Below are 10,393 nucleotides of genomic sequence, written 5' to 3' on the forward strand. Positions count from 1 at the left end.
TTTTTTACTCTACAAATATAATTAATTTCCAAAAGTAAATGTAGCACTTAATCCTGCCCTTATGGTTGAAAGCGGATAAGCTGTAGATATTTTATATTTTGTAATCATTTGTTCATAAAAGAATTTTAAATTAAAATTTTTGCTAAAGTTATAGTCTGTAGAAAATTTTACAGATACTAAATTTTGCCCACCAGTTACTTGGGAATCTAGTTCTACTAATCTTCGTATTGTAGTTTTATTATCTCTTATTGATACATCTCCTCTAATATTAAGATCGCCTTTTATAGTTTTATAATCTCCTCTATATCTTAATTTTAATTTTACATCTTTTAATATATACCCAAGTCCAAATACTACCTCATCTCCATAATCTTCTTGCAATGTATAATTAGTTAACCCCAATGAAGATACTCTATCTTTATTATAAGCTATTCTAATTTGCATATTATTTCTCATGGTAACATCTGCTCCTATTAACGGACTAAAGCCTTCAGACATCACTACAGTTCCATAATTATTGTAATTGAGGCGATTCCCATTACCATCAAACAAATTAGTTGATCCTCCATCGATTTGTGCAAAATAATCCGGATTGGACTGAACTCCATTTACAGTATAGTTGGATATGTAACCGTGATTGATCCTGATATCTTTAAACCAATAATTGATAAATGGAATATTTTTTAATCCTGCATAACTAATTTTCCAATTTGGTATAGGCATCCCTCTTTTATAACCTAATTTTTGGCTTCCAGGGCTCTTCCCCGTAAAAGCAGATACAAAAGATGGAATTAAAACTTCTGAATTTGTTAATCCATAACCATCTATATAACCGTCATTATTTGCATCAATAAGTGGTTGTCCTTGACGTATAGCTATCCTTTCTGATATAATTTTTGAATTTTGAATCATTTTATTGTAAACAAATTCTTTTGATTTAAAAGCTGTGGAAATAGATATTACTGTAGAACTAAACATGGCTGTTCTATTTTCATATGTATTTTTTCGCTGATTAGTTATGGGATCTATTAAGTTAAATCCTGATTGAGAAAGGGTTTGTTGATGATTTCTCATAATATTTAAATCAATCAGTAATTGATCTACTGGTTCTAATTGAAGATTTGCCGTTAATTGCGAATTATTAGTTTTTACATAAGGATTTGTCATTAATTCATCCGTAGAAATCCAACCTTCTGTTACAGCTTTATTTCTTAAATCAAATTGAGAACCAAAGAGAAATCCAAAAGTAGGACCAGTAGAAGAGCCTCTATAACTTCCTACTCCAAAGAAACTAGGTTCGGGCAAAAATCCAGGTAATATTGTTCCTTTATTTTCATTTACTTGAACCTGACCTCTCTTTATACTTCCTAAAACCATCCATAAATAATCGGTAGGTTTAAGTTTGTTCTTTAAGTTATATTTTTTAAACGTTTTAGGTTTTTTCAATGTAAAATTAGCTTCATATGCTTGATTTAAGGAATCTATTTCTCTTTGTCGTTTTTGTTTTCTTTCTTCAAAATTATTATACCCTATAAAGTAACTGTATAGTTTATTAAAATCTGCATTCCCGATAACAGTTATTGTTTGGGAATTCTGAGCTGTATTACCTAAACTTCTGTTTATTTGGGTATTAGGATCTATATAATTGGTTAAAGAGTTTGAATTTGCCTGCCAATCATATTGCCCTGTATATCCTAATTCCACAGACGTAAAGTCCATATAAGGTAAAAAATGCACAGGAACTTTATAATTAGCCTGAAACTTTTGATTATAATTTATGGGTCTTCCTGATTTAAAAAGCCCGTCCCAAATCATTCCATCATCTGCTATTCCATTTCCCGGATCATCCAAAATTGTTCGAGTTGCTGTAGTAAAATCAAGTTTTAAAGAACGTGTTAGATTAAAACCTATATTATATTGCCATCCAAATAAGAAATTATTTGCATAAGTAGGGAAATAACTACTCGGATTTCCATTTATATATGCTTCTACATCTCTATATTGAAATTCATTATATGTTCTGGCTATTTCTGTTCTAAATGATAATTTTGTAGGTATTGGATTAAAGTTAATTTCTTTAAGTAGTTTTAAATACTTAGCAAATCTGCTCGTATCTTGTGCTGCAGGCCAACCATTAAATGGTTGATAAAATTTACCCTTAGGAGTAAAATTATAATCTAATGAGGCTTGTAAATTTTGTTTAATACTATATGAAGTATAAATATCTCTGTAATAATCATCTGAATAAGCAAAAGAAACAGATAAGTTTTCTATATCATAAAAACTAGGTTTTTTATTGGTTGTTCTATCCTTTCTTAAATTAGTTACCGCAAAATTCTTTTGAGAGGAATAGGTCCTAACTATTTTTTTTAATTCATTTTTTCTCGGATCATTCTTAAATTTTACATCATTATCTAAAGGATTATACTTAGGATCTATGAAAGTTTCTGAAATTCCTACACTTACCGGAATTTTTACCCCCCAATTTTCTGGCAATACTTTGTCTACATTTACAGAAGTACTTACCATGTATTGTTTAGTCTCATCCTGACTTCTTTCACTAGGTTTACTATCTAAGGCTCCAAAACCTACTGACTTATAGGTTCCGGAAGCTGTAACCTCTGCAAAATCTGCTAAATTGAAACTTATGCTTGCATTGGCTGCATAACCACCGTCATTATCAATATCTGTCAGACGTAATTCATTTAACCATAATATTATATTTTTTTTAGCTCCTGTAAGATTGTCTGTATTTCTTACCCCCATCATTATGGAAGAAACATTTCCTATTGAAGGTCTTCCTTTTACATAAATAATTTTATTAGGATCTCCTGTTACATTACTTCTATATCTAATATCACTATTATAAGAATTGAGCTTATCTTTTTCATTTTTAGCAGCTACTAAATCTTTAAGATCTAATTCTACAAAATTCTCAATTGGCCAAATGTCTAAAGGTGATTTTGCTGTATTGGAAGTATATTTTAAAGGTATTTCATATTCATAATAATTATCTGATAAATCACTTCCTATTCTTATGAAAAATTTCGCGTTTTCATCTAATTTATTATCTGATGGATTTTGAAGATTTTCAGCATGAACAAACATTTTCATTTTTTTATATCTTCTCATATCTAAATGTATGTTCTTATAAATACCTCGCGGATCTTTATTATCTAAATCTGTGATCTCTAATTTTAAAGAAGATTCATTCTGCATTTGTGTTCCTGTAGTATTTCCTAATATTTCTCTAGAAATTCCCGGAGGTAATACATAAGGAGGATTTGAAGTCGAGTTTTCTTCTAAATTTACAGCACTTATTGCTATATTATTCACAGGAGTTAAAGGGGTTCCTCCCTCATTGGTATCCTTTCCCGTGATTTGTAACGGAGAAATATTTCTTTCATATTTTCTCCAATCACTTCTTACTAAATCAAAAGTTGCAAAACGAAGGGTAGCAGTATTTGTAAACCCTCTCATCAACATTCGTATATATCGTACATTATTTAAAATTTCAGACTTACCTTTACCTGCTTCAAAACTGGAAACAGGAATTCTGAATAAATACCAAGTAGTATTTTCTTTTTTCCCATTGGGAAGAGATACTTCTACTTTTTTTCTATCAGCAATATATGAATTTGTAGAGTTTTGTAATTCGGTATTGGTTAAAGATAATCGGTATTGGTTATAATTTTCTGTTTCGTCTAAGTTATAATCTTTATTTAAATCTTCTGAATCAGGTACAGCCGAAGATGCATCTAATGAATTGGATGGTGAATTACCTTCCAAATTTCTATAATATTTGTAACGGTCTATAATTGAACCTTTACTGGAGGTTGAATCCCATCCTTTATTCAAATAAAATACAAAATCATCTGCCGAAGGGTCTGTTTCTCCTGTAATAGGATTTACTAAATTGGGTAAGTCATTTATGTTTAAATAGTATCCAAAATGCATAATTTCATCTATGCTAGACAATCCATCATATCCTATATCTTGCTTTCTTCGTGCTTCACCCTCTGTATCAAAAGCATATACTAAGGGATAATTTTTAGGTTGATATCCCCATATAGTAGAGGTCAATTCTGATTTATTCTCAGTAATTCCATTTTCATACAGTAATTGCCCATCTTTTAATACATCTTCTGAAACATTTCCCAATTGAATAATCAATTCGGGATTATTACCTAATGGATTAGAACTAGGAGAAGAACTATCTGCATAAGGGTCCATCATCCAAAATTCTAAATATTCTATATTAGCCTCTACAAAATTGGTAACTGTAATAGGTCTCATAAGCCCTCCCCAACGCTTGTTTATCTCGAAAGAAGGTGAGTTTTCATTTACATTGAAGTTATAAGGTCCTCTTTCTTGAGGATAGAAAGATACATCAAAAGTATTCATAAATACTTGTTCTCCTGCAATATAATCTTTATTTGGAAATAATTCTTTATATTCTACTCTTCTTTGTAAGTGACGGGATAATGTATTGTTGTCTATGCCTGAAGGTTTTCCCCCTCCTATACCAAAAAAACGTGGATCAATATTATACCAACTTGTTAATCCTCTTCCATAGCCATTTTGCAAAGGATCATTTGTTGCTGGTTTAATATCAAAATCCCCATATAACTCAGGTCTACTTGCAATCCCCCAATAATTGGGATCTTTTAAGCTTATTTTAGAAGCTGTGGTTTCGAAATCATCAATATAAGATTCATCATTAATCGTTTTATTTTGTCCTGGGATTAAAGCTGCTCCTTCTATCTTTAAACTCAGATTGGATTCAGCCTCTGTTTTTATTCCAGGTATCCAGTTTGCTAGCTTTGTCAGAAAAGGAGCTTGTTTATTTAACATCATATTGAACCCCACCATTGAATTATTTACCGGTTCGGACCCATATTGAACTTTTTGGGTTAAAGGTCTTTCTTTATAATTTAAAAATGTAGCCCCAACCACAAATTCTTCACTAAATTTGTGCTCTACATTTAAACCCATAAATCTTTTTTTCTGCATGTTAAATGCAAACTGATTTTCAAGACTTATATTGATAGGTACTCCTGAACTTTTATAAGTTTCATTAATAATAGTCACCATTCCCATTTGGTAATCTACTATATAATCCACACCTTCCATTAAAGTCTGTCCATTAGCTGTTACTTTTACAGACCCTTTGGGTACATTAAATGCTCCCAAGGAAATTCCGTTTCCTATGGTTCCTTTAAACCTACCTTCAATAATATATCTATCAGATAAGGGATTAGAAGTTACTTGAATACTATTTTTTAAATTTTTATATAAATCTCTAAATATATACTGATTAGCTACAGATTTACTTGCTAAATACTCACCAAAGGGTTCTACTTTTGTAAATATTAATTTACCTTTTTCCGGATTTATAGTTATCCCATCTACAAAGTCAAAGATTCCATCTCCTTTACCTGATGGTGAGACATCATTATTTTGATTTAATCTATCCCAGTTTAGGACTTGTATTAATGATCTGTCTTTTACATTCGGATCTGGTAAATAATTAATTTTTCCTTGTGAGGGATCTTGATACATTACATTTAATACAAAATCTTCAGAGTTTATTTGAGATCCTTCGATAGAATAAATGTTTTTCATCATTAAATCCCACATTGGCGAAGTGGTGGAAACTATTTCATTGGGTTTTAAAAGCTTAACTATTAAAACATTAGATCTATCATTGGAAAATTCACCAACTTTATATATTGTTCCGGGAGTTTTAGAATCTGTATATTGAAATGCAACTGCAAGTAATTGATCGTTATTAAGTTTCTGATTTAAAGATATATACCCTAATTGTGAATTAAAAGAATATTCTGATTCTGCTAATTTTTTTACTCTTTTATGGGCTGCAAAATTTTGTCCACTTAAATAATTTTCTTCATTATTAGAAGTAGTACTAGTTATACTGGGTAATGATACTCCATTAACTGCATTGTAAACAGTCGATGATTCTCTTACAACGTTACCTAAGCCATCTACTGCTGCATATACACTTTTAGAAGTTGGGTTAGATAAATCTACTTTATTATTATTATCTGGTCGCGTTGTATATCCTTTTGCTTCACCTAGATCTCTTAAAGCTAGTATAGGCCGCTGATCCTGTAGATTTGAGTTTCCTAAATCTATCCTCCATACTTCCAACCGTGTTATATTGATAGTAGAATTTATTACCGGATAATTTTCTACTGCATTATCATAATTATTTCTGAAATAGTGTGCAAGAAAATAATGTTGATTATCTTCATAATCTGCAACTTTTAATTTATAAGTATTTACAATTCCTCCACCCTGTACAGTAATATTCCTTGCTTCGGATTGTTGTTCTGAAAAGACTGTAGTTAAATATGTTTTTCCAAATTGAAATTCACCTTTTATACCAAAAAGAGATTGAGCTCCTGTAATTAAACTAGTACTTAGTGGCATACTAACATTTCCAAACTCAATACTCTTTATTATGTTATCTTCTCCTCCTGTTGCCTCTTGGTTTCCTCCGCTTAAATCTATTCCTCCAGGTTTCCAAGCAAGTTTAATTTTATTTTCAAAGTCAAAACCTGCTTGTGTATCATAATTTACCCCTAGCTGAATATTTTTTCCTACACTTCCCATAAGGCTCATCTGTATTCTCTGACGTAAATCTATGGTAAAGTTTTTTCTATTTTGAGGTAAAATTTGCGGATTATCAATTTTCTGATATAAAATACCTAAATCAAATGAAGCAAACCCAGAAGGTTTCATTTCGATTCTATTCCCTCCAAAAATTTTTTCAAAAACTTTTGAATTTATTGTTACACCAGGAATAAAGCTTTTATTTTCCTTAGTAGCATCTGATTTTTTCTTATTTGTTTCTTCTTGTAATCTGGATTTTTCTCTGTAATATTCATCAAATTTTTTTTGTAACACATATTTTGTATAGTCATCTGCTGTCATAGTTATAGGTGTCCCTACCACTACCCCGCCTACTTTAGGATACAAAATATAATTTCCTGTTTTATAATCATAATATGCTTCATATTTAACAGGATCATCTAGGGTCAAACCTTGCTCTTCTTTATTTTCCTGTGCTAATAATATATTATTTCCAAAAATAAATATAAATATAAGCAGTAAACAAAAATGAATTTTCTTCAATTTTACAAAAGTTTATAGTTTTTTAAGAACTTCTTTAACTAGGAGCTCTACTTCTATTTCAGGGTTGGAATCCAAAATTTTATCAACTATTTTTTCTGTAATTTTTTTGGATATACCTAAAACCTCTAATGCTCTTAACGCTTCATTTTTATTTTTATTATTTAAATTTTCATCTAATATTTCTGAAATATCAAAAGAAGTGATTAATTTATCTCTCAAATCAATAATAATTCTTTGCGCTGTTTTAGCTCCTATGCCTTTTATTTTTTGTAAAGAAACATTATCTCCATTTTGAATTGCTGATAAAATTTCTGAAACTGACATAGAAGATAACATCATAATTGCAGAAGCGGGACCTACCCCATTAACACTTATCAAAAAATTAAATAAGTTTCTTTCTACTTTAGTTGAAAAGCCAAACAACAAATGAGCATCTTCTCTTATTATTTCCTGTACGAATAAAAGAGTTTGTTTTAATTTCTGGATGTCGGTATAAGTTTGAATACTTATGGTTGCAAAATATCCAACTCCGTTGCATTCTATAACAACACTAGAAGGTGAAATTTCAAAAATGATTCCAGACAGATGATTAATCATTATTACAAAAGTTTAGATATAAGAAGTTATCTTATTATTTCCTTATTTGAGCATCTAATACTGCAATAGTTGCTATACTTATAATTTCTTCTACGCTTGAGCGCATGCTCATAATATGTATGGGCTGGCTTAATCCCATTAATACAGGACCTATTACCTGAGCATATTTTAATCCTTTAACTAGTTTATAGCTTAAATTAGCAGAAGTTAGATCCGGAAAAATTAAAATATTTGCTGTTTTATTTCCAATTTTAGAAAATGGAAATGCATTTAATAATTCTTCATCTAAGGCAAAATCTGGTTGCATTTCTCCATCAACTATTAAATTAGGTTCCGTTTCATGTAAAATTTCTACAGCTTTAGCTACTTTTTTTGAAATGGGTGAACAATTAGAAAAATTTTCATAGGATAACAAAGCGACTCTTGGTTTGATAGCTAAAGCTTTAGCTAATTTAGCCGTAAGCTGAGTAATCTCAACTAAATCTTCTGAATTAGGTTCTACATTAATAGATGTATCAGCAATGAATACAGGACCTTTCTTTGTAATTAAAATCATAGATGATGCAACCTTTTTAGAATCTTTATCTTTGTCAATTACTTCTAAAATTGGTTGCAAGGAACTTTTATAACTTTTTGAAAAACCTGTAAGTAATGCATCTGCATCACCCATTTCTACAGCTAAAGGACCATAATAATCTCTACTTTTCAATAATCTATTAGCATGATAGATAGAGCTTATTCCATTCCTTTGTCTTTTATTATAAAGGTATTGAGCATATTTTTCAAATTTCTCCTTATTTTCTATATCATCCATATCGAGAATAGGAAGATCAAATTCTAAGTTATATTCTTTTTTAGTAGCTTCTATTTTAGATCTTTTTCCTAATAATATGGGCTTAGCAATACCTTCTTCTGCAAGGATTTGAGCAGCTTTCAAAACATTATATTCTTCAGCATTATTTAATAATAATTTTTTCGGATTTGCTTTAGCTCGAGTTTGCATCAATCTCATTAATTTTTGATCTGCACCTTCCATTCTATCTAACAATTCTTCTTCATATGCTTTCCAATCAGTAATTTGTTTTTGAGCAACTCCAGTTTCCATAGCTGCTTTAGCTACAGCCATAGATACCCTTGTTATTAATCGATTATCAAAGGGTTTAGGAATTATATAATCTCTTCCAAATTTCATATTCTTTACATTATAAGCCAAGCTCACTTGTTCCGGAACGCTTTCTTTTGCTAAATCGGCTAATGCTCTAACTGCAGCCAACTGCATTTCTGAATTTATATCTTTTGCCCTAACATCCAATGCTCCTCTAAAAATGTATGGAAAACCTAATACATTATTTACCTGATTAGGATAATCACTTCTACCTGTTGCCATAATGACATCTTTCCGAGTCTTAATTGCTAAATTATAATCAATTTCCGGTGTTGGATTAGCCATCGCAAAAACGATTGGATTAGCGTTCATAGACATCAACATAGACGGTGAAACTATATTCCCTTTAGAAAGACCTATAAACACATCACTGTTTTTCATGGCATCTTCTAATGTACGATCAGATGTTTCAACTGCAAACTCTTTTTTTTCCTCATTTATATCTGTTCTTCCTTTATAAATAACTCCTTTACTATCGCACATTAAAATATTTTCAGGACTAGCCCCTAAAGCTTTATATAAGCGAGTACATGAAATGGCAGCTGCTCCTGCTCCGCTAACAACTATTTTTACATTTGATATATCTTTAGAAGATAATTCTAATGCATTTAAAAGTGCTGCTGCAGAAATAATTGCTGTTCCATGTTGGTCATCATGCATTACCGGAATGTCTAGCTCGGCCTTTAATCTTTTCTCTATTTCAAAAGCTTCAGGAGCTTTAATATCTTCTAAATTAATTCCTCCAAATGTAGGAGCTATAGATTTTACAATTTCAATAAATTTATTTGGATCTGTTTCATTTACTTCTATATCAAAAACATTTATTCCTGCAAATATTTTAAATAAAAGACCTTTTCCTTCCATAACTGGTTTAGATGCTTCTGCACCTATATTTCCCAAACCTAGTACTGCTGTTCCGTTAGAAATTACGGCTACTAAATTTCCCTTAGAAGTATATTTATAACTATCTGTCGGCTTTTTATTAATTTCTATGCAAGGCTCTGCTACGCCAGGTGAATATGCTAAAGATAAATCTCTTTGCGTAGAATGGGGTTTAGTGGGTATAACTTCAATTTTTCCTTCTGGTTTTGAACTATGATATTCTAGAGCTTCTTTTATTAAATTTTTTTCTTTTGACATAATTATGAAATTAAACTTACAAAAATATATATTTTTATTTTATTTTTACGAAAAATAATCCTTTTCCTAAAGGATTTAGATATATATTTTTTTATCAAATTATTAAAATCTCTATTTCTTTTTTTAATTAATTTAAATAAAAATATGATAATTCTTTATACATTAAAAACTTAAGTATCCTGAAAATATGAAAGAATAAATTACGTATTTTAGCAATTTGAATGTAATTAATTTATGAATACTCTCGAAAATTGTATACAAAAGTTAAAACCAAAAAATTTTTCTTTTCCTGTAAAAGATATTTTAACTGAATCTTTTCAACTTTGGTCTAAA

Annotated in this window: 3 protein-coding genes; all 3 read right to left on the reverse strand. The window is 30.1% G+C overall.

Going from position 1 to position 10,393, the window contains the following annotated elements:
• Window positions 1-21: 21 nt before the first annotated feature.
• From sov to C4S76_RS05630, 3 genes are read right to left on the reverse strand one after another with little or no spacing between them, the layout of a single operon-like run.
• Window positions 22-7,158 carry a T9SS outer membrane translocon Sov/SprA gene (gene sov / locus C4S76_RS05620; RefSeq protein ID WP_245915800.1) on the reverse strand — a complete coding sequence of 2,379 codons (7,137 nt, stop codon included), beginning with the start codon at window positions 7,156-7,158 and terminating at the stop codon, window positions 22-24.
• Between the two features lie 12 nt (window positions 7,159-7,170).
• Entirely contained in the window at window positions 7,171-7,755 is a 585-nt protein-coding gene (ruvA, locus tag C4S76_RS05625; protein WP_105193492.1) for a Holliday junction branch migration protein RuvA, read from the reverse strand.
• Window positions 7,756-7,789: 34 nt separating this feature from the next.
• A complete protein-coding gene (locus C4S76_RS05630) occupies window positions 7,790-10,060 on the reverse strand; it encodes an NADP-dependent malic enzyme (RefSeq protein WP_105193494.1) in 2,271 nt (756 codons plus the stop codon).
• Window positions 10,061-10,393: the final 333 nt, after the last annotated feature.

The organism is Apibacter adventoris (assembly GCF_002964965.1).
Classification (GTDB): Bacteria; Bacteroidota; Bacteroidia; order Flavobacteriales; family Weeksellaceae; genus Apibacter; species Apibacter adventoris.

What these genes read in the sequence shown, in the direction of transcription:
- ruvA (WP_105193492.1), bottom strand. Translation starts at nt 7,755, where the DNA reads ATGATTAATCATCTGTCTGGAATCATTTTTGAAATTTCACCTTCTAGT.
- C4S76_RS05630 (WP_105193494.1), bottom strand. Translation starts at nt 10,060, where the DNA reads ATGTCAAAAGAAAAAAATTTAATAAAAGAAGCTCTAGAATATCATAGT.